Source organism: Rahnella sikkimica (genome assembly GCF_002951615.1).
Taxonomy (GTDB): Bacteria; Pseudomonadota; Gammaproteobacteria; order Enterobacterales; family Enterobacteriaceae; genus Rahnella; species Rahnella sikkimica.
In genome coordinates this window covers 193,961-219,528 of record NZ_CP019062.1, presented here as the reverse complement: position 1 = coordinate 219,528, position 25,568 = coordinate 193,961, and the positions used below count along the sequence as shown (strand labels likewise).

The following is a 25,568-nucleotide window of genomic DNA, read 5'->3' as shown; positions in this document are numbered from 1 at the left end:
TTCGCAGGGGGAGGAGCACACCCAAATCCCCCAAAACTCCATGAGGCTGTATGTTTGATTCTCACGTGATCCGTATCTGCGGCAAGGTTCAGGGCGTCGGTTTCCGGCCTTTTATCTGGCAACTGGCGGACCGGATGCAGCTTCGCGGAGAGGTGTGTAATGACAGCGCGGGCGTGGAAATCAGACTTTTTCAGCCAGCCGATATTGATACGTTTATCGCTCAGGTAAAACGCGAATGTCCGCCGCTGGCGCGCATCGACAGCGTCAGTGTCGGCCGTTTCGACTGGCAAAATCCTCCGCAAAATTTCTCCATAACAAACAGCCGCCGTCAGCAGATGAGCACGCAGGTGGTGCCCGACGCGGCGACCTGCCCGGAATGTCTGAAGGACATCACCCGTCCCGGCGACCGCCGGTTCGGCTATGCCTTCACCAACTGTACGCATTGCGGCCCGAGATTCACGATTATCCGTGCGATGCCTTACGACCGCCCGTCCACCAGCATGGCGGAATTCCTGCTGTGCCCGGCATGTTTGCAGGAATATCAAAACCCCGCCGACCGGCGCTTTCACGCGCAACCGGTCGCCTGCCCGGACTGCGGGCCACAAGTGTGCGCCTCAAGGCAAAACGGTGAAACGCTGGCGCACGGAAACGCCGCACTGGCGTATGCCGTGAGCGCGTTGCAGGCGGGTGAAATTGTCGCGATCAAAGGGCTGGGCGGTTTTCATCTGGCGTGCGATGCCACGCAACAGAGCGCAGTCCTGCGGCTGCGGGAACGTAAAAATCGTCCGTCAAAACCGCTGGCGGTAATGCTGCCGGATATCGGCTGGCTGGCGCAATGCAGCCAAGAAGACAACCCGCCGTTGCGCGAACTGCTGAATTCGCCTGCCGCGCCGATTGTGCTGACGGCAAAAAGCGCCACGTCGCCTTTGTGCGCGGCCATTGCGCCGGAGCTGGATGAAGTCGGGCTGATGCTGCCATTTACGCCGTTGCATCATTTGCTGATGCAGGCCTGCGGCACGCCGCTGGTAATGACGTCGGGGAACGCCGCGGGGCGCGCGCCGGTGCTGAACAATGACGACGCACTTCGACAGCTCGGCAAAATTGCCGATGTCTGGCTGCTGCATAACCGCAACATCGTTCAGCGCGCTGATGATTCGCTGGTTCGCCTGACGCCGCAGGGCACCGAAGTTTTACGCCGTGCGCGGGGTTTTGTGCCCGACGCGCTGCCCCTGCCTGCCGGTTTCGACACCCAGCCGCCGGTGCTGGCGCTGGGCGGCGACCTCAAAAATACGTTCTGTCTGGTGCGCGGCAATCAGGCCATTCTCAGCGCGCATTTTGGTTCGCTGGCTGACGGCGATATTGCCCGCCAGCAACAGCAGGCGATTGAACATTTTCAGCAGCTTTATGAATGCACGCCGGTGGCGGTTGCCCGCGATGCGCACCCCGCGTATGTCAGCCACGTGCAGGCGGAAAGCCACGGAGTACGGGTGGTTGACGTACTTCACCACCACGCGCATCTCGCCGCGTGTCTGGCGGAAAACGGCTGGCCGCTGGACGGCGGAAAAGTCATCGGGCTGGCGCTGGACGGGTTGGGTTACGGCATTCAGGCAGACAAAACCGGCGCGCTGTGGGGCGGTGAATGTTTGCTGGTGGATTATCGGCATTGCGAACATTCAGGCGGCTTGCCTGCCGTGGCGTTGCCCGGCGGCGACCGCGCGGCGCATGAACCGTGGCGCAATTTGCTGGCGCAGTGGCAGGCTTTCGTCCCCGGCTGGCAGTCACTTCCCGAAGCGCGCGTGCTGGATGAACATCCGTGTTTGCCGCTGTCGAAAGCCATCGCCGCCGGGGTGAATTCGCCGCTGGCATCTTCGTGCGGACGATTGTTCGATGCCGTCGCCGCCGCACTCGGCTGCGCACCGGCGCAACTGAGCTGGGAAGGCGAGGCCGCCTGCCGGCTGGAAACGCTGGCTCGCCGCGCGGGCGATATTTCGCATCCGGTCACTTTGCCTCTGCGTCATACGCCCGACGGTGTTTTTCTGGATTTAGCCACTTTCTGGCAACAGTGGCTCGGCTGGCAGGCAACGCCTGCCGCACGGGCTTATGCCTTTCATGACGCACTGGCGCAGGGATTTTCAGCCCTCGCCCGTTTTCATTGTGCCCGCACCGGCACCCGTACCGTCGCACTCGGTGGCGGTGTTTTGCATAACCGCCTGCTGCGCCAGCGTTTGCGCCATCATCTGTCGCCTTTACAGGTGCTGATGCCGCAATGCATTCCGGCCGGTGACGGCGGGCTGGCGCTCGGTCAGGCCGTGGTCGCCTGTGCGCGTCTTCAGTGCACTTCTTCTCTTTCAGCTTCTGCTTCAGCTTCTTTATCAAAACAATAAGGATCCCCATGATTAGCCGTGACATTTTCCACACTCACCGCCGCGCTTCCTGGCTGTTAACCGGGCTGGTGGCCATCAATTTACTGGTCTGGGCCTGGGCATTTCTGGTGTTTCGCCATCATGCGGCGCTGATGGCGGCGGCGTTGCTGGCGTACGGTTATGGCCTGCGGCACGCGGTCGATGCGGATCATATTGCCGCTATCGATAACGTGACCCGCAAACTTATGCAGCAGGGCCAGCGGCCGGTGGCGGTCGGCGCATTTTTCTCTCTCGGGCATTCCAGCATTGTGGTGCTGGCCTGCGTGGCGATTGCCGCCACATCACTGGTTTTCGGCAATAAAATCGGCTGGTTGCATGATTATGGCAGCACCATCGGCACGCTGGTTTCTGCACTGTTTTTGCTGATGATGGCGCTGCTGAATGCGTTGATTTTGCGGGATGTGTACCGTCGTTTTCAGAAGGTGAAACAGGGGCAGACGTTCACCGACAAAGAAGAGTTACATCAGGTTCAGGGCGGCATCATGAGCCGGATTTTCAGTTTCGCCTTTAATCTGGTGAATAAAAGCTGGCAGATGTATCTGGTGGGATTTTTGTTCGGGCTGGGGTTTGATACCGCCACAGAAATCGGTCTGCTGGGCATTTCCGCAGCGGGCGCGTCCTCCGGGATGTCGGTCTGGAGTATTTTGATTTTCCCGGCGCTGTTCGCCAGCGGCATGGCGCTTGTCGACTCACTCGACAATTTTGTCATGATTGGCGCGTACGGCTGGGCGTTTGATAAGCCGGTGCGCAAGCTGTATTACAACATGACCATCACCGCCACCAGCGTGTTTATCGCCCTGTTTATCGGCGGGCTGGAGGCACTGGGGCTGATGGCAGACAAGCTGGATTTGCACGGCGCATTCTGGCGCGTTGTCGGAGAACTGAATGACAATATGGGCAGCGTCGGGTATGCCGCCGTGGCAATTTTCGTGGTGTTCTGGGGCATTTCCGCCCTCAATTATCGCCGTAAAGGCTACGACAGTCTGGCGGTCTGATGCTGGTAAACGCCGTCTGTTTTATACGTTAACCGCTATGCGTCATCAGGCAGAGTGAGCTGTTTTTCCAGCCGCAGCTTATCGCCGTCGGTCACCGTAATCATGATTTGCGTTTTGCCACCCGGTTTTACGGCAAAACGCATTTGCCCGAGCGGCTGAGACTGACTGGCGGAGAGATTCATGTTCTGGCTCTGGCGGCTGGTGCTGGTGCCGGCAGTGCTTTCCTGCGAAACGGACACCGCCACCTGACAGGCGCAGGCTTTGGTGAGGCTGACCATCGGCGTCACGGTGTAGGTTTGGGCGTCATTATGGGTGTCGAACCAGAGCTGGTTGGACATCACAGCAGCAATCAGAAGTAAGTGCATCACATTTATCCTCTGGATCCAGTCGAAAAAAAACAGGGCTCGTGCCCTGTTTTTATAGCACCTCCCCCGTGAAAGCGGGAGGAGACGATCAGTTCTGGTTGGCGTAAGCCAGGTTGCCCGTACCGGACTGAGTAATGCTGGTCAAAGCACCGTTAGCACCTTGTGAAGCCTGAGCGTAGTTGCCAGTACCACTCTGGGAAACCAGAATTTTACTGCCGTTAGCGCTCTGAGATGCATTCGTGGTGTTGAAATCACCTTTCTGCACGACGCTGAGCAGGCTGCCATCACCCGTCTGAGTTGTGTTCGCGGCGTTTCTGTAACCATTCTGGTCAATACTGGTCAGAGATTTTTGCGCGCCAGCCTGAGTGGCGTTTGCCAGGTTAGACGTCCCCTGTTGGTAAATCTGGATTTCAGAGTTCCACTGGGTGGCAGTGAATGTCGGCACTGTTGATGGTGGATTTGACGGAGGAGGATTGCCATGGTCATTGCCACCATGCCCCCCTGCAAATGCACTGCCACTGACGACTAAAGCGGAGACTGCCACAATTTTCCAAAGTTTCATGATGCTACCCCATTGGTTTAGTATCGGATGTCATGTCATAAGAACGTGTGTTTGTTAATGCTGTGTCACTCTAATCGCCATTCCTGACGAGTTTTGTACGACACCACTGGTCTGGTTCGTACCATTCTGGCGAATTTCCGTCACACTCCGGCCTTTTTGCAGAATGTAAGCCGTATTGCCAAAATTCTGTTGCGTAATGGATGCATCCCCGCCGCCGCTCTGCGATATGTAGGCAAAATTATCGCTGCCGCTTTGGGAAATATCAGCGTTATTCCCATTACCTCTCTGATTTACCACCGCGGTATTCTCCGTACCTATTTGACGAATAACGCTGGAATTTCCGGAACCCGTCTGATTGCTATAGGCTGCGTTATTATTACCGTTCTGGTAAATCGTTGATGAATTCCCTGATGAATTTCTCGCGCCAGCAAAATACTGGTCAGGATTATCAGAATTCAAATCTGAATAACCCATGTCAGATTGTTGGGCGTGAACGACCCAGGATATGGAAAGTAACGCCAGGGTCAGTAATGTCTTCTTCATTTCGTCACCTTTTTAAATCCGACGTTCAGATAATATCTTCCCGCCAGTTTTATTGCTGCTGACGAATTGATTATGGTGTTTCATCCGAATAAGAAACTCACCCGCACGTCGTATTTTAATTATCAGGTTCATCAAAAAGTATGAGGATGTACTTCTCATGCGGATTGACCAGAACATTTCAGTTAAAGGTCAGCGCGGCTAATCTACCCCATGGCATTAATCCTAAAGTGCTCAAAAACAGCCCTTCAAATAATCACACAAATGCAACTATTCTTAATCCGGCACAGAGGTTAATGTGCCCATAAAAGAGATCTTTCGCACATTTCCAACGCTTAACATTGACACCTCGCCCCCTTTCGACCCTCATTCTTCCTGCTTTCTTCACGCCTGAGAGGGCTTTACGGGCGCTTCACCTAAGCTAAATCAAATGTATGAGAGGCTGATATTGGCTTTATTTACGATGAATCATGCAAATATCTGTCGTTTCCGGAAGATTATTTGTGTTAAGTAATCCTTAAATATGCAGTCTTAACAAGGGCGAACGTTAAGATTGTGTAAGGGCGTTACTTAAATTCCCTTTATGCCGCGGCCGGGAAAATTAACGCAATACATTAAGAAAACTTTATACATTTTGAGTTACATTTTGAAACATAAATAAGCCTTGCGTAAGGGAAACCAAAAGCTAAATTGAGTCTGTACCGCACATGAAAAGACATAAAATATTATGTGCTTCAGGCCGTGAATATTTGCAGTTTTCAGATATACACAGCAATTATACAGCTATAGATTTAGCAAAATAAAATCACAGTCTTTTTCTGCCTGTTGAAATATCAGGCAATGGCCGACTGTGGCGATAAAAAATCAGGGCAGGGTTTCATTATGAGTAATGAAGCAGCAATCAATAATAATATTCTTTTATTAGTGACCAAACCATCATTACAAGCCAGTGCTTTATTGCAGCAATTAAAACAACAACTTTACGTGAATACCCGGTTGCATAATATTCATAAGTCTCTGGAGGATCAGTATCTTCAGGAGACATTAATTCTTTTCGATATGATGGAAGCTGATCGCCGGACCATTGATTCATGGCAGTCCGCCATTAACCGGTATCACAGCAGCGTGAAGTTATTACTGCTCAATACGCCCGACAATTACCATTTCCGTGAAATCGAAACCTGGCCACGGATCAGCGCCGTTTTTTATCTTTCGACCGATGAAGAACATCTGGTGGAAGGCATCAGAAGCGTGATCCGCGGGGAATGCTATTTCTCTCAGGGGTTCGCCAGCTATCTGATCAACCAGTCCGGCGCTTTCCGCCACCTTCACAGCGAAGACACCGGCCTGACTCACCGTGAAAAAGAGATCCTGAATAAATTACGTGTTGGCGCGTCGAACACGGAAATCGCACGTCTGCTGTTTATCAGTGAGAACACCGTCAAAACGCATCTTTATAATTTATTCAGGAAAATTTCCGTCAAGAACCGTACTCAGGCGGCTTCCTGGGCTAACGACAATCTCAAGCGCTGACATCATGACTCCTTGTATGAAATCGTTCTGGCTCTGGCTGGCGCTGCTTTGTGCTACCTGCGTGCATGTCCAGGCCGCTGATGTACGGGATCCGGGGTTGATCACCGACCGCACGGTGACGTCGGTGGGCCACGATTTTTACCGTGGTTTTACTGACCGGTGGGAACAGAACTACCCGGAAACGATCACTATCTCAGAAAGACCCAGCGCCCGCTGGGGCAGTTGGATCAGCATAAAAATAGGTCAGGACACCTTGTATCAGACCCTGCTGTTTCCGAACCGTCGCAATTTTGATAAGGACGTCGAAACCGCCATCGCCGGGGTCAAAGAAGCCTTATCACGTCGGCAACTAGACAAAGCATTACTTGGCACCGGGGATCTCGCCCATGACGAATTTTAATGCACAGCCTCTTTTAAGGAGAGCATCGTGAATATTCCAGTCTCTGTCCCGCGCTCGGTGATGCTGCTGGCATTGCTGACGGCGTCCCCGCTGTCCTGGGGGGGCAATATGGTTTTCCAGTTCATCAACCCGAATTTCGGCGGTAACCCGAATAATGGTGCGTTTCTGCTCAATGAGGCGCAGGCGCAAAACTCGTATAAAGATCCCGATGCGTATGATTTCGGAACGTCCAGTACCTCGGCGCTGGATAACTTTACCGCGTCTATCCAGTCGCAATTGCTGGGCAGCCTGATGGGCAACGTGAATCAGGGGAAACCGGGGCGGCTGGTGACACAGGACTTTATCGTGGATATCCAGAATACCGACGGGCAACTGGTGATGAACGTCACTGATCGCAAAACCGGCAAAGTGTCCACCATTCAGGTTCAGGGTTTGTCCTCAACGACCAACTGATTCCGATGACCAATAAAAACAGGAACAACATCATGCGCAGCTATTTATTACTCATCGCAGTTTTTGTGTTGAGCGGGTGCCTCACAGCAGCACCTAAAGAAGCCGCCAGACCGACATTATTACCCCGCGCGCCCAGCTATACCGACCTGACACACCTGCCGCCAGCCGCCGGGCGGATATTCGTCTCGGTGTATAATATTCAGGATGAAACGGGTCAGTTCAAACCGTATCCGGCGAGTAACTTCTCGACGGCGGTGCCGCAGAGCGCCACGGCGATGCTGGTTTCCGCGCTGAAAGATTCGAAATGGTTTATTCCTCTGGAACGTCAGGGTCTGCAAAACCTGCTCAATGAACGCAAAATTATTCGTGCAGCCCAGGAGAATGGCAGCGTCGCCATCAATAACCAGCGCCCGCTTTCCTCGCTGGTGGCGGCAAATATTTTGATTGAAGGTTCGATCATTGGCTACGAAAGCAATGTGAAATCAGGCGGGATTGGCGCACGTTACTTCGGTATCGGTGCCAGTACGCAGTACCAGTTGGACCAGATAGCCGTGAACCTGCGTGCTGTCGACGTCAATACCGGGGAAGTTCTGTCGTCAGTCAATACGAGTAAGACGATATTGTCGTATGAAGTGCAGGCCGGGGTGTTCCGCTTTATCGACTATCAGCGTCTGCTGGAAGGCGAACTGGGCTATACCACCAACGAGCCGGTGATGTTATGTCTGATGTCCGCGATTGAATCCGGGGTTATTTATCTGGTCAATGACGGTATCGAACGGAATCTGTGGCAGTTGCAGAATCCTTCGGATATCAATTCTCCGATTCTGCAACGCTACAAAAACAGCGTTGTCCCCGCCGAATCCTGATGTTCTGCGGTTGGCGAAGGGAAGTGGTGGGTTGAAGCCACTTCCCTTCTTTTTTATGACGCTTCAGCTTTCACTGTCTGGCGGTAATTGTTGACGCGCTTTTTGTCCTCAAGATTAAAATCCGGATCCAGATAAATACTCAGCCGCTTAATCAGCAAACCGTCGAACACAAATACCGTGCAGAAGTGATGGCTGCCCGTTTCCGACGTCGGCCAGCGGTCGCCGTTTTGCATGACGCCGCGCATCTGCCCTTCCAGCACGACGGTATCGCCGTCACTCAAAAAGGCGAAGGCATCCTGAATATGCTGAATTTTGTCTATCTCCAGCGCAAAGCGTTTGCCCAGTTCTCCCAATGATGACTTACCCTGGGCGGTACCAAATTTCGGGAAGAACAGCACGACGTCTTCGGCAAAGAGATCTAACAACGAAGCATCAGCCTGATCCAGTTTGGCGTAGAAATTCTTAACGATTTCAATGCGTTTTTCTTTCAGTTCGTGTTCAGCCATTTTCACCTCGAAATTCTCCATCCAATAGTTAAGCCTAGTGACTGCCGCTGATTTTGCCAGTTATGTGGCGAAGCTCACAAAATTGCAGACGCCGCCTGATGAAGAGTTTCCTGCACTGAGCGCCGGAACCCTCTACACTGACAGGAATTTTTCTGATTACGTCCCCTTACACTTTGGAGAGTCACGGATGCCTCAGTTCAACCGGGCAGGAAGCGCAATGCCCCCTGTTCCTTCGCCCGCTCGCGCTTTCATCATGGCGATTTGCCTGTTACAGGGTCTGTTGCTGTATTTCTTTTTTTCCGCCCCGGAAACGCCTGCGTTAATCCGCTTTACGCATAATATTTACGGGCAAACTATGGCACTGGTATTACCGGTGCTGATTTCGATGTCCGTCACGCGGCTGAAAGACGGACGGTTCTGGGCAGGCATTATCGTCCTCACCCTGCTGCTGACCGGGCTGGCGGCGTGGGCAAAAAGCAATGTTTTCGGCGTAATGACCGACAGCATTCTTGTTCCGTTCCAGCTTTCGCTGGCGCTGCTGGTGTTCTTTATTTTACCGTGGCTTCAGGTCCAGGCTTTCCCGCCTCACGCGCGCTATCGCTACATCAATCTGGCCGCCTGTTACAGCCAGAATATTCTGTGCATGATGTTAACCCTGCTGCTGATGCTGCTGGCCGTCGGGGTAGTCGCGCTGTGGTCGGCGCTGTTCCGGCTGATCGGCATCGAATACTTCCACCAGCTGTTTTACGATACGCCGCTGGTGGGCTGGCTGGTCTACGGCCTGCTGCTCGGCATCAGTATTGTCACCTGCCGCACCCAGCCTTCGCTGATGAACACCACGCGTAACATCATCCGTTTCATCCTGAAAGGCCTGCTGCCGCTGGTGGCGTTTATCGCGCTGATCTTCCTGTTCGCCCTGCCGTTTACCGGCCTGAGTGCGCTGTCTCAGGCGTGGTCGGCCGCCAGTTTGCTCACCACGATGGCGCTCGGTTTGCTGGTGCTGGTGAATGTGGTGCGGGAAACGGACAGCCCGGTGAAGCCATATCCCCGTGTTATCCGGCTGATGGTTGATGCCGCGATTCTGCTGCTGCCGGTGTATGGCGTGCTGGCGCTTTACGCCACCGGTCTGCGTGTCTCGCAGTACGGCTGGACGCCGTCGCGGATCTGGGCGATGCAGATTATTGTCGTCACGCTGATTGCGTCGGTTTGCTACAGTTTTTCGGTTATCGATAAACGGTCGGACTGGTTGCCGCGCATTACGCAGTTCAACAAACCGCTGTCGCTGCTGGTGGTTTTGCTGGTGATTGCCTGCAACAGCCCGTTGCTCGATCCTTACCGCATCAGCGTGAATAACCAGATTGCGCGGCTGGACAGCGGGAAAACGCAGGCTAAAGATCTCTCGCTGAATTTACTGCGTTTCGACACCGGCCGCCGGGGCAATGAAGCGCTGGAGAAGTTGCAGCAGCATCCGGCGTTCACCAGCGATCCGCGCTTGCAGGCCACGTTGAAAAATTCGCTCGCGCAGACGTCCCGCTGGGGCGCGTACAACGTTAAAGACGCAGAAAAGGCCGCCAGAAACTACCGGATTGAAGACGCGAAGAAAATGATCCTGCTGGCAAAAGGCGCTTCCCAACCGGATGATGCCTGGTGGAAGAGTTTGCCGGAGCTGGAAAATTACCGCAGTACGCTGCGCGATTGTCTGAGCTTGCAGGATGCCTGCATCGTCAATACGCTGGATCTGAACAACGATAAGCAGAAGGAGATTTTCTTCTGTAATACGTTCGATACGCCGTCCATCAACTGCCGGATTTTCGCCCGTCAGGCCGGAAAATGGACACTGGCCGGCGAGCTTTATCTGTATGAAGAGAAGGATAGAGACGCGCTGATTCAGGCGCTGCGTAACGGTGAAGTCAGACCCGTGCAGCGCAGATGGACAGATGTGCAGATCGACGGGAAGCGTCGGGTGATCCACTACAACCGCGATAACGAATGATTTTCCCCTGCGCCCGTCATGTTGACTTTTTCGGTCAATATGACGGGTAAAGTGAATATTATGAGCGGCAATGTCATTTTCAAAACGACGTATCGCGATAGAATCACGGCATACCCCAGTACATTCACATGCAGAGGATCCCCCATGAAATTGATCAGTCAGAATTTTGAGAACGGCGCACCGATGCCGGGCGAACTGGCATTTGCGGTTCAGGATGCCGTCAACCATCTGACGCTTTCCACCAACCGTAACCCGCATTTAGCCTGGAGCGACGTGCCGGAAAACACCCGTTCCTTTGCGTTAATCTGCGTGGATCCGCATGTACCGAGCCGTCCGGACGACGTGAATCAGGAAGGCAAAGTGGTTTCCGCCTCACTGCCACGCATCGATCTGTTCCACTGGTTGCTGATCAACATTCCTGCGGACACCCGTGAAATTGCCGAAGGCAGCCACAGCGACAGCGTGACGCCAAAAGGCAAACCGGCGTTGCCTGCTGAAGCCGGAATGCGTCACGGCATCAACGGTTACACCGCCTGGTTTGGCGATGACGAAAACATGGGCGGCGACTATTACGGTTATGACGGTGCCTGCCCGCCGTGGAATGACGAAATTGCGCATGACTATGTTTTTACGCTGTACGCGCTGGATATTCCTGAGCTGGAATTGCAGGGTAAATTCTATGGCCCGGATGTGCTGGCCGCCATCGACGGACACGTTCTGGCGCAGGCCAGCCTGACCGGGACTTACACCTTAAACCCGGACGTGAAGTAATACCCGGTGGCAGGAGAAACCCTGCACCCTGAAGCGCGCGGCAATGCGGAAAATCTTCTGCCTGACCAGCTGCCGGTCATCCACGACCGGCTTTATTCGCTGGCACAGCCTTATCTGCAACAGCCTCATCAGGCGGCTAATTTTCGTTTTTTTGAGCCGTCGCTGCTGCGGGTGAATTCCGGGCAACTGACGCTGAGTCAGGAGCACGAAACCCCGGTGACGCTGGGGAATTCGCCGCATCTGATGGTGATCTCACAGCACACACAGGCACATGTCAGCAAAACGCTCAATGCAGAAACCGGCATTTTCTCGTCGCTGTTTCTGGGGTTTTCACCGGCGCTGATCGCCGGATTTTACCGCGATAACGCCTCGCTGCTGACGCCACTGTCGCCGCTTAACGGCATTCAGATCCTGCTGCTGGACGATGAATTACAGGAAACGCTGGATTATTGTCTGCACGGTCTTAAAAATTCGGCCAGCACGGCAGTGCAGCAAAACCGTCTGACCGGTGTGCTGATCGCGCTGGCGGAGCGCGGCATTTTATTCATGCCCCGCGCCGGTGAACCGCTGGGCACCCGGCTGACCACGCTGCTGGCTTCCGCACCGGAATTTGCCTGGACCGCCGCCCACGCCAGCCAGCAACTGGCCATGAGTGAAGCCACGCTGCGACGGCGGCTGGTGGAGGAGCAGATCAGCTTTCGCACCTTGTTGCAGGATATTCGTATGCACCACGCGATGACGCTGCTGCAAACCACGCGCTGGAGCCTGTCGCAAATCGCCGATGCCTGCGGCTATCGCGCCAGTTCGCGGTTTTCCCTGCGTTTCCGCCAGCGTTTTGGCTGTTCACCTGCTGACATCCGTTAGACAAAGAGTCGTTAAGCAAAGAGCCGTTAATAAAAAATTGTTAATAAAAAAGCCAGTCACCTCAGATGACTGGCTTTTGTGCTTCTGGTTTTCAGGACTTTTGAAAATTATTCGGATTCAGCGGTCGGTTCGTTACCGGTTTTTTTCGGTGCCAGCAGGCCGTCTGCGCGGAACATCGCTTTAATACCGCGTATGGCCTGACGGATACGATCCTGATTTTCGATCAATGCGAAACGCACATGGGTGTCGCCGTAATCCCCGAAACCAATCCCCGGCGACACGCAGACTTTGGCATCCGCCAGCAGGCGTTTGGCAAATTCCAGTGAACCTAAATGCGCGTAAACAGGCGGGATTTTGGCCCAGACGTACATCGACGCTTTCGGGTTTTCCACCATCCATCCCGCTTCGTGCAACCCGCGCACCAGCACATTCCGGCGCTGACGATATTGCTCGGCAATGTCTTTCACGCATTGCTGATCGCCTTCCAGCGCCGCAATCGCCGCGACCTGTAACGGGGTGAATGTGCCGTAATCGTGATAACTCTTGATACGCGCCAGCGCATTGACCAGTTCAGGATTACCGACCATAAAGCCGATACGCCAGCCCGCCATGTTGTAGCTTTTGGACAGGGTGAAGAATTCCACCGCGATGTCTTTCGCGCCCGGCACCTGCATGATCGACGGCGCTTTCCAGCCGTCATACACGATGTCGGCATACGCCAGATCGTGGATCACCAGTACGTTGTATTGTTTTGCCAGAGCCACGACGCGCTCGAAGAAATCCAGTTCCACGCATTGCGCCGTCGGGTTCGACGGGAAACCGAGGATCATCATTTTCGGGCGAGGAATGGTTTCGCGAATGGCTTTTTCCAGCTCGGCAAAGAAATCCACACCTTCCGCCAGCGGGACGGAGCGCACCTGCGCACCGGCAATCACTGCGCCGTAGATGTGGATCGGATAACTTGGGTTTGGCACCAGAACGGTATCACCGTGATCGAGCGTTGCCAGCATCAGATGCGCCAGCCCTTCTTTCGAGCCGATGGTGACGATCGCTTCGCTTTCCGGATCGATTTCAACCTGATAGCGGTCGGCGTACCAGCGCGAAATCGCCCGGCGCAGACGCGGAATGCCGCGGGAGGTCGAATAACCGTGCGTGTCTTCACGCTGCGCCACCTGCACCAGTTTTTCCACGATGTGTGGCGGTGTCGGGCCGTCAGGATTCCCCATACTGAAATCAATAATGTCCTCGCCACGGTGGCGTGCGGCCATTTTCAGCTCAGCAGTAATGTTGAAAACATAAGGGGGAAGACGATCAATACGCGAAAAACGACGGGGTGAACTGGAATCAGCCATAATTTCCTCTGGGATACGTAAGCGCCCGGACCGTCCGAGCGACGCTGGCCGCGTTGCGGCCTTCAACGAACATATCGCAGAGGAAAAAATCTGTCGAGGGATTGAGCAACATTTTTTTAACTACGTGTTAATCACTACGGGCGCGTATCGCTGGCAAGCAGCCCCAGCAGCCAGTCGTTTTTCCATTCATCGCCAATGCGGTAGCTGTCGCGCAGCCGCCCTTCATACTGAAAACCGCATTTTTCCAGCACGCGGCGAGACGCCTCGTTGCCTTCCAGCACGTTGGCCTGCAAACGGTGAAACCCGCACTGGTCGAAGGCAAAATTTAACACTTCGCGTAACGACTCAACCGCATAGCCTTTGCGCTGATGTTCCGGTGCCAGGATAAAGCCCACCTCACCCTGCTGATACGGACGCCAGTCGGGGAAAAAACCGGTCAGGCCAACCGCCGCACCGCTCTCTTTTTCACGGATCAGCAGGCAGAGCCAGAAATCGCAGTAGCGATCCCAGTTGCCAAGGCGCTGCTCAAAGCGGCTGTGGATTTGCGCGGGCGTTTCGATATCGCCGATAAAGCGCATGACCTCCGGCGTCTGATATAACCGCAAAAAGAACGCCCAGTCGTCAGTCTGGACTGGCTGCATCGTAAGCCGCGACGTTGTTAACGAAATCATTTCTGGCTGTTCTCCATTTTATAAAAATGAGTTTCTAACCTGAACCCAACCGCTCCCCGTCCTTTGGTGGTGAAACTCTGACCTTTTATTTATAATAACGGCTGAATCCATTTGGCACAGCTATGTATTACTGTGCAGAGAAATCACCATGCCCCACATGTTTGATATGCTGCTGGCGGTCTTTGACCGTGCGGCGCTGATGCTCATCTGTCTGTTTTTCCTCACGCGTACCCCGCTGTTCCGTAAACTGCTGCATAAAGAAAATGATAACCACACGGCGCTGGAACTGGCAGCAGTCACCGCGATTTTCTCGCTGTTTGCGATTTTCGGCACACTTTCGGGGATCAACGTGGAAGGCTCGCTGATAAACGTGCGGACCATCGCCATTATGTCCGGCGGCATTCTGTTCGGGCCGTGGGTCGGTATTATCACCGGCGTGGTGTCGGGTACTCACCGTTTTCTCATCGACATTCACGGGCCGACGTCCATTCCGTGTCTGATCACCAGTATTACCGCCGGTTTTCTGTCGGGCTATATCAATAAAAAAGTCAAAAAAGCGCTGCACTGGAAAGTCGGTATTATCGGCGGGATGCTGTGCGAAACGCTGACCATGATCCTGATTTTACTGATGGCCCGCCCGTTCTCGCTCGGGCTGGATATCGTCATGAACATCGCCGCGCCGCTGATCCTCGGTGCCAGTTCGATTGGCCTCATCGTGATTCTGGTACAAAGCGTCGAGGATGAAAAAGAAGTGATTGCCGCCCGGCAGGCGCGGCTGGCGCTGGATATCGCCAATAAAACGCTGCCCTATTTTAGGAATATCAACGCCGAATCGTTAGACAGTATTTGCCGGATTATCCGTGATGATATCGACGCCGATGCCGTCGCCATTACCGATACCAAAAACATTCTGGCCTACGTAGGCGTGGGTGCGGAAGTCTACAATATCGGCCACGAAGCGCTCAGCGAGATGACCAAAGCCACGCTGGAAAGCGGCGAGATTACCGTCAAAAATAATGACGAGATGCACCGCACGCCACAAATTCATTCGCTGATTATTATCCCGCTGTGGGAAAAAGGTGAAGTGACCGGTTCCCTGAAAATCTATTATTGCGACCCGCACCGCATTACCTATTCGCTGAAAGTCATGGCGATCGGGCTGTCGCAAATTATGTCAACACAGATGGAAGTATCGCGCACCGAGCAACTGCGCGAGATGGCGAATAAAGCTGAAATGCGCGCGCTGCAAAGCAAGATCAATCCGCATTTTCTGTTTAACGCACTGAATGCCATTTCGTCTTCAATCCGCGCCCGTCCTGACGTTGCGCGGCAGCTGATCATCAATCTTTCCCGTTACTTACGTTATAACCTGGAACTGAACGATGAGCTGATTGATCTGCGCAAGGAACTCCATCAGGTGCAGGATTACATCGCCATCGAGCAGGCGCGGTTTGGCAGCAAGCTGACGGTGATTTATGACATTGATGACGATATTTCGGTGAAAATCCCCAGCCTGCTGATCCAGCCGCTGGTGGAGAATGCTATCGTCCACGGGATCCAGAAGTGCAGCGGAAAAGGCGTGGTGGTGATTTCAGTGAAACATCAGCCCGACGGCGTGAAGGTTTCGGTGAAAGACACCGGTCACGGCATCAATCAGGAAACCATTGACCGCGTTGAGCGCAATGAGATGCCGGGCAATAAAATCGGCCTGCTGAATGTGCATCACCGCGTTTCGCTGTTGTACGGTCAGGGGCTGAATATCCGGCGTCTTGAACCGGGGACGGATATTTCATTTTTAATCACCAAGGCCTCTTCCGCTGTGGCAAATGCCCCTGAGAGCAAAATAGCCTGAAGCCCGAAGAACCCTGCAGTCACTGTTCGCTCATTATTATTTTTTTGAAGCATTTAACCTGCCGCCCGCGATTCGGGCGAACGCATCGGGGATCATTCCATGAAAGCCATTATCGTCGAAGATGAAGTACCGGCTCAGGAAGAACTGAGTTATCTGATTAACACGCACAGCAGCATCAAAATTGAAGGGATATTCGATGATGGGCTGGACGTGCTGAAATATCTGCAAACCCATGAAGTCGATGCAATTTTTCTCGATATCAGCATTCCTTCACTCGACGGCGTTTTGCTGGCGCAAAATATCAGTAAGTTCGCACATAAACCCTACATTGTGTTTATCACCGCCTACAAAGAACACGCCGCAGAAGCTTTTGAAATCGAAGCATTTGACTACATTCTCAAGCCGTATCACGAATCCCGACTCATCACGATGCTGCAAAAACTCGAATCGCATTTTCAGCGTGACAGCCAGAATAAGCAGGAAGCCGCCGCGCCCGCCCCTAATAATGCGCCGCGCGTCAGCCACAGCATTAATCTCATTAAAGATGAGCGAATTATCGTGACGGACATTAACGATATTTATTACGCAGCGGCGCAGGAAAAGGTGACGCAGGTTTATACCCGCAAAGAAGAATTCACCATGCCGATGAATATCACCGAACTGTGCAACCGCCTGCCGGAGGAGCATTTTTTCCGCTGCCACCGTTCGTATTGCGTGAATTTGTCCAAGATCCGCGAGATTGTGCCGTGGTTTAACAATACCTACATTTTGCGGTTAAGCGATTTGGATTTCGAAGTGCCGGTAAGCCGGAGCAAGGTGAAGGAATTCAGGCAGTTAATGCGATTCTGATGCAGGGCGGGAGCATTTTTGAGGCGGCGGAAGTGCTCTTTTACTCCCTGAATCTGAATTATTACAAAAATGTCATCAACGCGTCATCTCCGGGTTAGTCAGTCATCAGTAGACTTTGTTTCGTCAAGGCAGAGGATATTCCGTTCTTTCTCTTGTCTGTGATGAGGAAAAACCAAAAATATAACTCTGCAAAATATTCTGCGTTATTAACAAATAACATTGAGTTCAAAAGGACGAACATATGTTTAAAAAGAAATTATTACTCGCCGGTATTATCAATGCTCTGTGTCTGATATCTGCCTTTGCAGCAAATCCTCTCAGCGTCCACGTTTTAAACCTGCAAAACGGCCTGCCATCAGAGGGCGTAAGCGTATCGCTCGAGAAGCAAGAAGGTAACAAATGGGTGCAGTTAAGCAGTGGGGTGACCAATGATCAGGGAAGAATTCCTGCACTGTATCCCAATGAAAACGTGATGGAAAAAGGCAATTACAGGGTGACGTTTAAAACCGGAGAATGGTTTGAAAAGCATCATACCGCTTCTTTTTTCCCGGAGATCCCCGTTATTTTTAAAGCAGATGGCTCAGTGCCGCACTATCACATTCCTCTGCTTGTCAGTCCTTACGGTTTCTCGACTTATCGCGGAAATTAATAACAGAAAAGAAATAATGACTGTCCTGCCTCTCCCCTTTACAGGGAAGAGGCAGGATCGCCTTAGATCGTTATACCAATTGACTGGCGCAGATAAGCTCCCGCGCCTAACAATCCCGGCTGATCGTGGGTGATCAGGAACACCGGAATATCCATCAGATAATCTTTGAAACGCCCTTTGTCTTCAAACGCCGCACGGAAACCGGAGGCTTTGAAGAATTCCAGGAAGCGCGGCACAATCCCGCCCGCGATATACACCCCGCCAAACGTGCCCATGTTCAGCGCCAGATTGCCGCCAAAACGGCCCATGATGACGCAGAACAATGACAGTGCGCGGCGGCAGTCGACGTTTTCGTCTGACAGCGCCAGCTCGGTGACATCTTTAGGTTTGAAGTTTTCCGGCACGCGGTTATCGGATTTCACAATGGCGCGGTACAGATTCACCAGCCCCGGCCCAGACAGAATACGCTCCGCAGAAACGTGGCCCATTTCGGTGCGCAGCTGTTCCAGAATAATGTCTTCTTCTTCGCTGTTTGGTGCGAAATCAACGTGACCGCCCTCGCCCGGCAAACTCATCCACTGTTTGTTGGCGTGGATCAGATGTGCCACACCCAGACCGGTGCCCGCGCCGTAAATCACCGCCGGTTTGCCGTCCTGCGCTTTTTTGCCGCCAAACTGTAGCAAATCCGCTTCCTTGAGCATCGGGATTGCCATAGAAACGGCGGTAAAATCGTTGATCACTTCCAGATGTTTCAGCCCGAGGCTTTTCTTCATTTCCGCAATGGAGAAGGCCCAGGTGTGGTTGGTCATCGCCACCCAGTCGCCGGTAATCGGGCAGGCAATCGCGATACATGCATCCTCAACTTCCTGTTGCTGCTGCGAGAGATATTCACGAACCGTGGCTTCGAGGCTGTCATATTCCAGCCCGGAAAACGTCTTCGACTGAGAAATCTCACCGCTGTCTAAAGCGCAAAGCGCCAGGCGGCAGTTGGTGCCCCCGACATCGCCCACCAGGGAGTATTTGGTCATGTTATTCTCCACAAAAGTAAATTCGTTATGCTGCGCACCCGCGCAAAAGCTGCTGTGCTAAAGAGTACGCTGCCAGACGCGCTGAGGTAAGTTGCACATCCCTTGACGCGACCGGCGCAAGCCTGCCAGCGGGCAAAGCTTACAGATTCGTGTGGGCAAAATAGCGGTAATTGCTATACGCTGCAACGCAGTTTTGAACCAACGCACATTTATGCGGCATGTCACACAAAATAATGTCGACTGCCGGTAAACAGACCTTGCTGAGATTCATCTAAGCTATTAGGGCATACAAAATTATAAAATAAGGAAATACTTGCATGTTTCATCCCCGCGCCAGACTCATGCTGGCTTTTGCGTTGCCCGCGATCGTGATCGGCGTGCTGTCGAGCCTGATTCTGGTCGTCATCATGATGCTTGCCGGTGCGTTGCAAACGTTGCTTTGGCAAAACATTCCCGCCGTTTTAAATGTAAATACCCAATCTGCAGGCTGGACGATGTTTATGCTGACGCTCACCGGCATCGGCGTGGGCGCATTAATCAAATATATGCCGGGCCACGCGGGGCCGGATCCGGCAACCGAATCGCTGATTGGCGCGCCCGTGGCAATCAGTTCACTGACCGGTCTGGCGCTGGCCCTGATGCTCGGGCTGGCCGGTGGCGTCAGTCTCGGCCCGGAATATCCGATTACCGTGATTAACATTGCGCTGGCCGCCGCGTTTGGCGCGCGGTTTATGCCGAAAGTACCGACCACCGACTGGGTCATTCTGGCCGCTGCCGGAACCATCGGCGCGTTGTTTGGTACGCCGATTGCCGCTGCGCTGATTTTCTCGCAAACGCTGGGCACCAATAAAGATGTGCCGCTGTGGGACCGGCTTTTCGCACCGCTGCTCGCCGCAGGTGCAGGCGCAATCACCACCGATCAGTTTTTCCAGCCCGATTTTTCGCTGAGTATTCCGGCGTATGACAGTTCGCGGCTGATTGATGTTTTCAGCGGTTCCGTGGTGGTGTTAATCGCCATTGCGCTGGGGATGCTCGCCGTCTGGCTTTTCCCGCATATGCACAGGCTGTTTAACAGCGTTCAGAATCCGGTGCTGCGGCTGGGTCTCGGCGGGTTTGTGCTCGGGCTGCTGGCGCTGATTGGCGGGGAGATCACGCTGTTCAAAGGGCTGGATGAGATGAAAGAACTGGCCCATTCGAATCAGCTGTTTGAGATGGGGCCGCTGCTGGCGATTACGCTCACCAAGCTGGCGGCCTTAGTGGTCGCGGCGGCGTGCGGTTTTCGTGGCGGACGTATTTTCCCGGCGGTGTTTGTCGGGGTTTCGCTGGGCCTGATGCTGCATCAGTACGCCCCGGATGTACCTGCGGCGATCACCGTTTCCTGCGCCGTAATGGGCATGGTGTTGGTGGTCACGCGCGATGGCTGGCTCAGTCTGTTTATGGCGGCTGCCGTGGTGCCGGGGCTTAAATTGCTGCCGCTGCTGTGTATCGTGATGTTACCGGCCTGGCTGATGCTGGCCGGTAAACCGCTGATGCTGGTGGCGAAACAGTCAGTACGCCGTCAGGATCCTGACGCCGATTAATGGCCTTTCAGGGCGAACCCGGCCGCTGCCAGCGCGTGAATGGCGGTGGTATCGAAAACGGGAACGCCCGCATCTTCAGCGCCGACCAGCAGGGTGATTTCGGTACAACCGAAAATAATCCCTTCCACGCCCTGCTGTTCCAGGCTGGCAATAATCCGCCGGTATTCTCCGCGTGATTCGTCCCGGATAATCCCCAGACAGAGCTCTTCGTAAATGACGCGATGGATGATTTCGCGGTCACCGGCATCCGGCGTCACGACATCAATCTGATGCAGTTCCTGTAAACGCCCGCGGTAAAAATCCTGTTCCATGGTGAAACGCGTACCCAGCAGGCCAATTTTCCTCAGCCCCTGCGCTTTGATTTTTCCGGCAGTGGCGTCGGCAATGTGCAGCAACGGCAGACCGCCAATACGTTCAATATCTGCGGCCACTTTGTGCATCGTATTCGTGCAAACCACGATGACGTCCGCCCCGGCGCGCGCCAGCGATTTGGCCGCATTCCCCAGGAGTTCGCCCGCCTGCTGCCAGTCACCGGCCATTTGCAGCTTTTCAATCTCGTAGAAATCGACGCTGTAAAGGAACAGTTTGGCCGAGTGTAATCCGCCCAACTGTTGTTTCACGTGTTCGTTGATCATGCGGTAATACGGCACAGTGGATTCCCAGCTCATGCCGCCAATCAGCCCTAACGTTTTCATTTCTGCTTCCCATTTGTCTGCGTATTTTTGGCGAAAACAGCCCGCGTGACAAAACCATAACCGACAAAAAGCCCGCAAACAAAGAAAATGTCTGCGGGCTTTTTTCGGGCGATAGCCTGCGGGAATTAATGTTTAGCCGGGCAATCCTGAACCGTTTCGCGGCGCTGCATCCAGCGCTGGCGCAGCGTGTCGTACAGCCAGTTATAAGCCACGGTGTACGGCAGGAAGAACAGGAAGAACCCGATTTCCAGCATGAACGCATCGAGCAGGCCAATACCCAGCCACAGCGCGGCAATCGGCAGACCAATCAGAATGAACCCGCCTTCAAACCCCAGTGCGTGTGCAATACGGATTTTCAGCGTCCGCACCACGCGGGTCACCGGCCAGAATTTGTCGAAGAAGGTGTTGTAAATAATGTTCCACACCATTGCTGTCGTCGACAACATGATCGCCAGCGCGCCCATTTCCCAGATCGGTTTATTCAGCGCCCATGCGGCTGCCGGGGCGGAGATCAGGACGGCCAGCGTCTCGAAGCCGACGGCATGGAAGATGCGCTCGCCCAATGTTTTCTGAGATGAATTGCGTGTTTGCTTAGACATAAAGACCTGCCTGTTACCTGATAATTAATGCGTGACGGTTGTCACAGGCAGGCATTATCATCACTAAATAAGATGGATGAAAGATAGTTAATATCGATAAAATCGATGGATTAAACTCACAGGAGAGGTTCCATGCGCTATTCACCGGAAGCCCTGATTGCCTTTGTGGAGGCGGCCGATGCCGGATCTTTCTCCGCCGCCGCGCGTAAATTGCGAAAAAGCCAGTCGACGGTCAGCACGGCCATCGCCAATCTGGAAGTGGATCTTGGCGTGACGCTGTTCGACCGCCAGAGCCGCCACCCGGTGCTGACACCTGCCGGGCAGCGCGTGCTGAGCCACGTTCAGGCCATTCTGGCCGCCAGTGAGCGCCTTGATGAGCTGGCCGTGCGGTTATCCACGCAGACTGAAACCCGCCTGACGTTTGTGCTTTCCGATACCTATCAGCCGACGCACCATGAAGCGCTGCTGCGCCGGTTTGAGCGACGTTATCCGGATATCGAATTTGAATGTCAGATTGCCGAAGATCAGGACGTGATTGAGCTGTTGCAGTCCGGGCGCGCGCATATCGGGATGGTGGAAGTGCAGGCGAGTTATCCGCCGGATATTGGCGCGGCGCGTCTGCCCGAGCAGACGGATATGTCGATTTTTTGCAGCCGGGAGTATCCGCTGGCGAAGATGGAGAGTCTGCAACCCGAGCAGCTACATACGTTTCGCGAACTGTGTTTGCAGCCTTACAGCCGCCGCGATATGCCGCGCGCACAGGGCCAGGTGTGGTCAGCGCCCAGTTATCTGATGCTGCTGGAAATGGCGGAACAGGGGTTTGGCTGGGCGACGCTGCCGCACTGGCTGGTGAAGCAGTTCGGGCATGACAAACTGGTGACGCTGCCGTTGCGCGGCTGGCCGAAGAAGATTTCCGTGGATGCGGTGTGGAGTAAAAATAATCAGCCCGGCCCGGCGGGAAGCTGGTTCATCGACCAGCTGATTGACCCGCCGGAGACGGACGACGATTTATTGCCCTGAGTTACGTTTCGCCAGCGATTTCGTCACTGAGCTTAACAGTTCGGGGATATCCATTTTCGGCAGAACCACTTCAATCCAGGCCATCTGGCGATGTGCGCTGGCTTTTTCTATCGCCTCTTTCAGAGCCTGCGGAGAATCGGCCCGCGCGGTGAAAACATCTTTGCCGCCAAACGCCGACGGGAACTGCGTCCAGTTCCACTGCGCGATGTCGTTGTAGCGCTGCGTTTCGCCGTGGATCGCCCGTTCAACGGTATAGCCGTCATTGTTAATGACGAAAATCACCGGCGGCAGGCCGTAACGGATCGCCGCGCCCAGCCCCTGAAGGGTCAGTTGTGCCGAGCCGTCGCCGATGAGCAGCACCACACGGCGCGCGGGAGCCGCGATCTGCACGCCAAACGCGGCGGGCAGCGTAAAACCAATCGAACCCCACAGCGGCTGGACGACAAACTGGCAATCTTCCGGAAGGTTCAGCGCCGCCGCGCCGAAACACGCAGTTCCCTGCTCCGCGACCAGAATATCGCCCGGTTGCAGGAAATCCTGTATCTGCTGCCAGAATTCGTATTGCCCGAAATGTCCTTCATGCGCGGCAGGCAGCGCCGTGCGTTTTACCGTGTAAGATTGCCAGCCGGAAGCCAGTTCAGCAGTCAGGCGATGCAGGACGCTGACGGTTTTAGCCACCGGCAACTGGTGGAAAATCTGATCGCCCACGCGGGCGGAAAAGGGCTGGAGATCAATGCATTTGCCGTCGGGAAGTTGCTGGGTAAATCCGGCGGTGATCGTGTCGGTGAATTTGACCCCGACGTTAATCACCACATCCGCGCCTTCAATGGCCTCACGGGTTGACGCCGCGCTGCCTGCGCCGGAATAGGTACCGGCGAAATTCGTTTGCTGCTCGTTAAACAGTCCTTTGCCCATCAGCAAGGTGGCGTGCGGCAGCGGCACTTCTTCCATCCACTCTTCCAGCGCGGCTTTGACGTCAAAACGGTCGGCGAGGAAATCCGCCAGCAGCGAAACGCGTTTTGCACCGCGCAATTGAGTTTCTGCGGCGGCGACAAAAGCGTCCAGAGAAGAAGGCGAGAATGGCGGCTGACGCGCCGGGAGCGCATGGGCACGGGTGCTGACCGGCAACGCCGCCACGTCGCTTGGCAGCAAAATATAGCCCGGCCGCGAATGATAGAGGACTTCTTCAATGACGCGGTCGATTTCAGACAGCGCATTTTCCGGCGTCAGCGCAGCTTGCGCGACGCTCACCGGTTGCGACATCCGCATGAAGTGGCCGAAATTGCCGTCGCCCAGCGTGTGGTGCAGTAATTCGCCTTTACACTGTGAGGCCAGCGCCGGCGCGCCGACGATGTGGATCACCGGAACGTATTCGGCAAAACTGCCCGCAATACCGTTGAGTGCGCTCAGTTCGCCCACGCCAAACGTGGTCAGCAGCGCGCCGATGCCTTTGGTACGGGCATATCCGTCTGCGCCATACGCGGCGTTAAGTTCATTGGTACAGCCGACCCAGGTGATTTGCTGATGATTAATTACGCTGTCGAGAAAGGTGAGGTTGTAATCCCCCGGCACACCAAACAATTCGGAGATCCCGCTAAACGATAAGCGGTCTAAGAGATAGTCACCTACGGTATATTGATTATCCATGACGATCCTCTGTTAAAAATAAAGTAAACAGTTAATCCCACTAGCCTAATTATTACGCCAAACCGGGGAATAGGATATTTATTATTCGAAATAGAATGTGGAAACGCAGAGTTACAGCCTTGCACTGAGATCACGCAGGCGTTATTGCTCAGCAGTTACGGTAATAGAGAGGAAATAAGGATTGTTCCGGATGTGATCTGAATATCTGGAAATGCTTGTGAAAGCGCATACACTAAAAAGGTTTTTTACCTCATTCCTACATGATTCATACCATTTAAAAAAAAGGTCTCTATGCCGTATTTAGCGAGTCCCAACCGTTACGAAAAGATGGAATACCGCCGCTGTGGTCAGAGCGGGCTAAAACTGCCTGCTGTTTCCCTTGGCCTCTGGCATAACTTTGGGGATAACGCCCATTTTGAAAATGGCCGGAAGCTTATCCGCCATGCGTTCGACCACGGGATCACCCATTTTGACCTCGCCAATAACTACGGTCCGCCTCCGGGTTCTGCCGAACAGCATTTTGGCCGCATTTTGCAGGAAGATTTGCTGCCGTATCGCGACGAGCTGATCATCTCTTCGAAAGCCGGTTACACCATGTGGGACGGCCCTTACGGTGACTGGGGTTCGAAAAAGTATCTGGTCGCGAGCCTGAATCAGAGCCTGAAACGCATGGGGCTGGATTACGTGGATATCTTCTACCATCACCGCCCGGATCCGGACACGCCGCTGGAAGAAACCATGGCGGCGCTGGACCTGATCGTGCGCCAGGGCAAAGCGCTGTACGTCGGCTTATCCAATTATCCGGCAGAACGCGCCAAAGAAGCGTTTGTGATCCTCAAACAGCTCGGCACGCCGTGCCTGATTCATCAGCCGAAATACTCGATGTTTGAACGTTGGGTGGAAGCAGATTTACTCGATACGCTGGCGGACAACGGTGTCGGTTCTATCGCCTTTTCGCCACTGGCGGGCGGTGTGCTGACGGACCGTTATCTGGCAGGCATTCCTGAAGATTCACGTGCGGCCAGCGGCAGTAAATTCCTGACGTCTGATCAACTGACGGAAGAGAAGCTGGCGAAAGTGCGTAAGCTGAATGACATTGCGCAGGCGCGCGGACAGAAGCTTTCCCAGATGGCGCTGGCCTGGGTGCTGCGCGGCGATCGCGTGACGTCGGTGCTGATTGGTGCCAGCAAAACCGGGCAAATTGATGATGCGGTCGGCATGATTGCTAACCGTCATTTCAGCTCTGAAGAGCTGGCGGCGATCGAAGCGATCTTAGTGTAAACGGTTACCCATCTGCTTAATAAACGCGCTTTATGGCGCTACCGTAAGGATTTCGTTAAAGCAGGTAAATCAAT

The 25,568-nt window shown here is 54.0% G+C and carries 25 protein-coding genes; 15 read left to right on the top strand and 10 right to left on the bottom strand.

Translation table 11 applies throughout. The features are described 5' to 3' along the window. Positions 1–50: 50 nt before the first annotated feature. Both hypF and BV494_RS01040 read left to right on the top strand, forming a co-directional pair. Positions 51–2,384 (top strand): carbamoyltransferase HypF, encoded by a 2,334-nt coding sequence (gene hypF / locus BV494_RS01045; RefSeq protein WP_104921164.1) that lies wholly within the window; start codon positions 51–53, stop codon positions 2,382–2,384. Positions 2,385–2,392: 8 nt separating this feature from the next. Next, complete coding sequence (locus BV494_RS01040) at positions 2,393–3,418, top strand: HoxN/HupN/NixA family nickel/cobalt transporter (protein WP_104921163.1); 1,026 nt, start codon at positions 2,393–2,395, stop codon at positions 3,416–3,418. 35 nt (positions 3,419–3,453) lie between these two features. Here the strand turns inward: BV494_RS01040 and csgC are convergent, their stop codons facing one another. The 3 genes from csgC to BV494_RS01025 all read right to left on the bottom strand — a co-directional run bounded on the left by csgC (position 3,454) and on the right by BV494_RS01025 (position 4,888). Continuing rightward, on the bottom strand, positions 3,454–3,783 hold the full coding sequence (gene csgC / locus BV494_RS01035; RefSeq protein ID WP_104921162.1) for a curli assembly chaperone CsgC: 330 nt from the start codon (positions 3,781–3,783) through the stop codon (positions 3,454–3,456). An 88-nt stretch (positions 3,784–3,871) separates the two neighbouring features. Beyond that, the gene (gene csgA / locus BV494_RS01030; protein ID WP_104921161.1) at positions 3,872–4,345 is read right to left on the bottom strand and encodes a curli major subunit CsgA; all 474 of its coding nucleotides are present in this window, start codon (positions 4,343–4,345) and stop codon (positions 3,872–3,874) included. 54 nt (positions 4,346–4,399) lie between these two features. Continuing rightward, on the bottom strand, positions 4,400–4,888 hold the full coding sequence (locus tag BV494_RS01025; protein WP_104921160.1) for a curlin: 489 nt from the start codon (positions 4,886–4,888) through the stop codon (positions 4,400–4,402). Positions 4,889–5,767: 879 nt separating this feature from the next. On the opposite strand from BV494_RS01025, the gene csgD reads away from it, so the two are divergent. The 4 genes from csgD to csgG are packed head-to-tail and all read left to right on the top strand — an operon-like array spanning position 5,768 to position 8,137. Next, positions 5,768–6,418 carry a biofilm master transcriptional regulator CsgD gene (gene csgD / locus BV494_RS01020; protein WP_104924662.1) on the top strand — a complete coding sequence of 217 codons (651 nt, stop codon included), beginning with the start codon at positions 5,768–5,770 and terminating at the stop codon, positions 6,416–6,418. A gap of 16 nt (positions 6,419–6,434) precedes the next feature. Then, on the top strand, positions 6,435–6,818 hold the full coding sequence (gene csgE / locus BV494_RS01015) for a curli production assembly/transport protein CsgE (RefSeq protein WP_104921159.1): 384 nt from the start codon (positions 6,435–6,437) through the stop codon (positions 6,816–6,818). A gap of 60 nt (positions 6,819–6,878) precedes the next feature. Next, positions 6,879–7,271: a curli production assembly/transport protein CsgF gene (gene csgF / locus BV494_RS01010; RefSeq protein ID WP_104924663.1), complete on the top strand. Its 393-nt coding sequence runs from the start codon at positions 6,879–6,881 to the stop codon at positions 7,269–7,271. 32 nt (positions 7,272–7,303) lie between these two features. Beyond that, positions 7,304–8,137, top strand: coding sequence for a curli production assembly/transport protein CsgG (csgG, locus tag BV494_RS01005; protein ID WP_104921158.1), 834 nt, complete (start codon positions 7,304–7,306; stop codon positions 8,135–8,137). A gap of 53 nt (positions 8,138–8,190) precedes the next feature. On the opposite strand, the gene BV494_RS01000 is transcribed toward csgG, so the two are convergent. Further along, positions 8,191–8,643, bottom strand: a complete 453-nt coding sequence (locus BV494_RS01000) for a nuclear transport factor 2 family protein (protein ID WP_104924661.1) — start codon at positions 8,641–8,643, stop codon at positions 8,191–8,193. Positions 8,644–8,860: 217 nt separating this feature from the next. On the opposite strand from BV494_RS01000, the gene BV494_RS00995 reads away from it, so the two are divergent. The 3 genes from BV494_RS00995 to BV494_RS00985 all read left to right on the top strand — a co-directional run bounded on the left by BV494_RS00995 (position 8,861) and on the right by BV494_RS00985 (position 12,271). Beyond that, entirely contained in the window at positions 8,861–10,636 is a 1,776-nt protein-coding gene (locus BV494_RS00995; RefSeq protein WP_226790004.1) for a DUF4153 domain-containing protein, read from the top strand. Between the two features lie 144 nt (positions 10,637–10,780). Then, on the top strand, positions 10,781–11,407 hold the full coding sequence (locus tag BV494_RS00990) for a YbhB/YbcL family Raf kinase inhibitor-like protein (protein WP_104921156.1): 627 nt from the start codon (positions 10,781–10,783) through the stop codon (positions 11,405–11,407). A gap of 6 nt (positions 11,408–11,413) precedes the next feature. Continuing rightward, on the top strand, positions 11,414–12,271 hold the full coding sequence (locus tag BV494_RS00985) for a helix-turn-helix transcriptional regulator (protein WP_226790003.1): 858 nt from the start codon (positions 11,414–11,416) through the stop codon (positions 12,269–12,271). A gap of 107 nt (positions 12,272–12,378) precedes the next feature. On the opposite strand, the gene alaC is transcribed toward BV494_RS00985, so the two are convergent. Beyond that, positions 12,379–13,623 carry an alanine transaminase gene (gene alaC, locus BV494_RS00980; RefSeq protein WP_104921155.1) on the bottom strand — a complete coding sequence of 415 codons (1,245 nt, stop codon included), beginning with the start codon at positions 13,621–13,623 and terminating at the stop codon, positions 12,379–12,381. Between the two features lie 134 nt (positions 13,624–13,757). After that, a complete protein-coding gene (locus BV494_RS00975; RefSeq protein WP_104921154.1) occupies positions 13,758–14,294 on the bottom strand; it encodes a GNAT family N-acetyltransferase in 537 nt (178 codons plus the stop codon). Between the two features lie 148 nt (positions 14,295–14,442). Here BV494_RS00975 and BV494_RS00970 point away from each other — a divergent pair, with 148 nt between their 5' ends. From BV494_RS00970 to uraH, 3 genes are all read left to right on the top strand, one after another. After that, entirely contained in the window at positions 14,443–16,146 is a 1,704-nt protein-coding gene (locus BV494_RS00970; protein ID WP_104921153.1) for a sensor histidine kinase, read from the top strand. 99 nt (positions 16,147–16,245) lie between these two features. Further along, positions 16,246–16,995 carry a LytR/AlgR family response regulator transcription factor gene (locus tag BV494_RS00965; protein WP_104921152.1) on the top strand — a complete coding sequence of 250 codons (750 nt, stop codon included), beginning with the start codon at positions 16,246–16,248 and terminating at the stop codon, positions 16,993–16,995. Positions 16,996–17,236: 241 nt separating this feature from the next. After that, complete coding sequence (gene uraH / locus BV494_RS00960) at positions 17,237–17,644, top strand: hydroxyisourate hydrolase (protein ID WP_104921151.1); 408 nt, start codon at positions 17,237–17,239, stop codon at positions 17,642–17,644. A gap of 62 nt (positions 17,645–17,706) precedes the next feature. Here uraH and glk read toward each other — a convergent pair whose 3' ends face one another. After that, on the bottom strand, positions 17,707–18,672 hold the full coding sequence (gene glk, locus BV494_RS00955) for a glucokinase (RefSeq protein ID WP_104921150.1): 966 nt from the start codon (positions 18,670–18,672) through the stop codon (positions 17,707–17,709). Positions 18,673–18,989: 317 nt separating this feature from the next. Between glk and BV494_RS00950 the strand changes: the two genes are divergently transcribed. Continuing rightward, positions 18,990–20,252: an ion channel protein gene (locus BV494_RS00950; protein ID WP_104921149.1), complete on the top strand. Its 1,263-nt coding sequence runs from the start codon at positions 18,990–18,992 to the stop codon at positions 20,250–20,252. Here the strand turns inward: BV494_RS00950 and BV494_RS00945 are convergent. Continuing rightward, a complete protein-coding gene (locus tag BV494_RS00945) occupies positions 20,249–20,947 on the bottom strand; it encodes an aspartate/glutamate racemase family protein (RefSeq protein ID WP_104921148.1) in 699 nt (232 codons plus the stop codon). The two genes, BV494_RS00950 and BV494_RS00945, sit on opposite strands and share 4 nt — an antisense overlap. A gap of 125 nt (positions 20,948–21,072) precedes the next feature. Continuing rightward, positions 21,073–21,546 (bottom strand): multidrug/biocide efflux PACE transporter, encoded by a 474-nt coding sequence (locus tag BV494_RS00940; RefSeq protein ID WP_104921147.1) that lies wholly within the window; start codon positions 21,544–21,546, stop codon positions 21,073–21,075. 132 nt (positions 21,547–21,678) lie between these two features. Here BV494_RS00940 and BV494_RS00935 point away from each other — a divergent pair, with 132 nt between their 5' ends. Continuing rightward, positions 21,679–22,566, top strand: a complete 888-nt coding sequence (locus BV494_RS00935) for a LysR family transcriptional regulator (protein WP_104921146.1) — start codon at positions 21,679–21,681, stop codon at positions 22,564–22,566. Here BV494_RS00935 and BV494_RS00930 read toward each other — a convergent pair. Further along, the gene (locus tag BV494_RS00930) at positions 22,555–24,213 is read right to left on the bottom strand and encodes an alpha-keto acid decarboxylase family protein (RefSeq protein WP_104921145.1); all 1,659 of its coding nucleotides are present in this window, start codon (positions 24,211–24,213) and stop codon (positions 22,555–22,557) included. The two genes, BV494_RS00935 and BV494_RS00930, sit on opposite strands and share 12 nt — an antisense overlap. 291 nt (positions 24,214–24,504) lie before the next feature. Here BV494_RS00930 and mgrA point away from each other — a divergent pair, with 291 nt between their 5' ends. Then, positions 24,505–25,494 carry an L-glyceraldehyde 3-phosphate reductase gene (mgrA, locus tag BV494_RS00925; RefSeq protein ID WP_104921144.1) on the top strand — a complete coding sequence of 330 codons (990 nt, stop codon included), beginning with the start codon at positions 24,505–24,507 and terminating at the stop codon, positions 25,492–25,494. Positions 25,495–25,568 lie beyond the last annotated feature (74 nt).

What these genes read in the sequence shown, in the direction of transcription:
- BV494_RS00975 (WP_104921154.1), bottom strand. Translation starts at nt 14,294, where the DNA reads ATGATTTCGTTAACAACGTCGCGGCTTACGATGCAGCCAGTCCAGACT.
- BV494_RS01025 (WP_104921160.1), bottom strand. Translation starts at nt 4,888, where the DNA reads ATGAAGAAGACATTACTGACCCTGGCGTTACTTTCCATATCCTGGGTC.
- BV494_RS00970 (WP_104921153.1), top strand. Translation starts at nt 14,443, where the DNA reads ATGCCCCACATGTTTGATATGCTGCTGGCGGTCTTTGACCGTGCGGCG.
- uraH (WP_104921151.1), top strand. Translation starts at nt 17,237, where the DNA reads ATGTTTAAAAAGAAATTATTACTCGCCGGTATTATCAATGCTCTGTGT.
- glk (WP_104921150.1), bottom strand. Translation starts at nt 18,672, where the DNA reads ATGACCAAATACTCCCTGGTGGGCGATGTCGGGGGCACCAACTGCCGC.
- csgA (WP_104921161.1), bottom strand. Translation starts at nt 4,345, where the DNA reads ATGAAACTTTGGAAAATTGTGGCAGTCTCCGCTTTAGTCGTCAGTGGC.
- mgrA (WP_104921144.1), top strand. Translation starts at nt 24,505, where the DNA reads ATGCCGTATTTAGCGAGTCCCAACCGTTACGAAAAGATGGAATACCGC.
- csgE (WP_104921159.1), top strand. Translation starts at nt 6,435, where the DNA reads ATGAAATCGTTCTGGCTCTGGCTGGCGCTGCTTTGTGCTACCTGCGTG.
- BV494_RS00935 (WP_104921146.1), top strand. Translation starts at nt 21,679, where the DNA reads ATGCGCTATTCACCGGAAGCCCTGATTGCCTTTGTGGAGGCGGCCGAT.
- BV494_RS00945 (WP_104921148.1), bottom strand. Translation starts at nt 20,947, where the DNA reads ATGAAAACGTTAGGGCTGATTGGCGGCATGAGCTGGGAATCCACTGTG.
- csgC (WP_104921162.1), bottom strand. Translation starts at nt 3,783, where the DNA reads ATGCACTTACTTCTGATTGCTGCTGTGATGTCCAACCAGCTCTGGTTC.
- csgD (WP_104924662.1), top strand. Translation starts at nt 5,768, where the DNA reads ATGAGTAATGAAGCAGCAATCAATAATAATATTCTTTTATTAGTGACC.
- alaC (WP_104921155.1), bottom strand. Translation starts at nt 13,623, where the DNA reads ATGGCTGATTCCAGTTCACCCCGTCGTTTTTCGCGTATTGATCGTCTT.
- BV494_RS00940 (WP_104921147.1), bottom strand. Translation starts at nt 21,546, where the DNA reads ATGTCTAAGCAAACACGCAATTCATCTCAGAAAACATTGGGCGAGCGC.
- BV494_RS00995 (WP_226790004.1), top strand. Translation starts at nt 8,861, where the DNA reads ATGCCCCCTGTTCCTTCGCCCGCTCGCGCTTTCATCATGGCGATTTGC.
- BV494_RS01000 (WP_104924661.1), bottom strand. Translation starts at nt 8,643, where the DNA reads ATGGCTGAACACGAACTGAAAGAAAAACGCATTGAAATCGTTAAGAAT.
- BV494_RS00930 (WP_104921145.1), bottom strand. Translation starts at nt 24,213, where the DNA reads ATGGATAATCAATATACCGTAGGTGACTATCTCTTAGACCGCTTATCG.
- csgF (WP_104924663.1), top strand. Translation starts at nt 6,879, where the DNA reads ATGCTGCTGGCATTGCTGACGGCGTCCCCGCTGTCCTGGGGGGGCAAT.
- csgG (WP_104921158.1), top strand. Translation starts at nt 7,304, where the DNA reads ATGCGCAGCTATTTATTACTCATCGCAGTTTTTGTGTTGAGCGGGTGC.
- hypF (WP_104921164.1), top strand. Translation starts at nt 51, where the DNA reads ATGTTTGATTCTCACGTGATCCGTATCTGCGGCAAGGTTCAGGGCGTC.
- BV494_RS01040 (WP_104921163.1), top strand. Translation starts at nt 2,393, where the DNA reads ATGATTAGCCGTGACATTTTCCACACTCACCGCCGCGCTTCCTGGCTG.
- BV494_RS00965 (WP_104921152.1), top strand. Translation starts at nt 16,246, where the DNA reads ATGAAAGCCATTATCGTCGAAGATGAAGTACCGGCTCAGGAAGAACTG.
- BV494_RS00950 (WP_104921149.1), top strand. Translation starts at nt 18,990, where the DNA reads ATGTTTCATCCCCGCGCCAGACTCATGCTGGCTTTTGCGTTGCCCGCG.
- BV494_RS00990 (WP_104921156.1), top strand. Translation starts at nt 10,781, where the DNA reads ATGAAATTGATCAGTCAGAATTTTGAGAACGGCGCACCGATGCCGGGC.